General features: G+C 39.2%; 1 protein-coding gene. It reads right to left on the minus strand.

Annotated features, from left to right (window positions below; genetic code table 11):
• On the minus strand, positions 1–332 hold a 332-nt coding region (locus EHQ47_RS19735; RefSeq protein WP_167483323.1), incomplete at both ends, for a hypothetical protein.

The following is a 332-nucleotide window of genomic DNA, read 5'->3' on the forward strand; positions in this document are numbered from 1 at the left end:
TGCCACTCGGTCCCGGTAGAACAAATTTTCCACTCTTCACATCGGATAAAAATTTATCGATTGTTCCATTGTTTGAGATAGTTCCCAAATATGCTTTGGCCAAAATGACTTTTTGGTTTTCCCAAGCAAAGGCTTTCAAGTTGTCCATTCCTGAGATGATAGAGGAATCTAAACTGTATCCTGATTGGTCTAACTTCGTTTTTAATGTTTCAAATCGAGTCAGTGAGGCACCAATTTGATCCATAGACTGATCCAATGGCAATCCTTGTGTTTCCAATCCATCAATCATAGATCGAAGTTCTGCAAATAGTTTGGCTGCTTCTTCTGCTGTT

The organism is Leptospira bourretii (genome assembly GCF_004770145.1).
Lineage (GTDB): Bacteria > Spirochaetota > Leptospiria > Leptospirales > Leptospiraceae > Leptospira_A > Leptospira_A bourretii.